Raw genomic sequence first — 287 nt, forward strand, 5'->3', positions numbered from 1 at the left:
GGGAGATGTTGCGGGAATGGGGGCCGACCTTTTTGGAAGTTATGTGGCTACCGTTCTTGCAGCCATGGTTCTTGGTAATTATGTGATCAAAGACATGGGAGGCGATATTATTTCTGAAGGTTTTGGCGGAATAGGACCTATCCTGTTGCCAATTTCAATTGCCGGCTTCGGAATTATTTTCTCCATAGTTGGAACCTTACTGGTAAAGATCAGCAGTAATTCGGCTAAAGAAGCTGAAGTTCAGTCAGCCCTTAACAGAGGTAACTGGATCTCTATCGTACTTGTGG

Annotated in this window: 1 protein-coding gene; it reads left to right on the plus strand. The window is 44.9% G+C overall.

Annotation, left to right across the window (positions count from 1 at the left end; translation table 11 throughout):
- Positions 1-287 (plus strand): sodium/proton-translocating pyrophosphatase (locus HC176_RS19175; RefSeq protein ID WP_167920557.1); only part of this gene is annotated, 287 nt, incomplete at both ends.

The sequence above is a fragment of the Tamlana crocina genome (assembly GCF_012037625.1).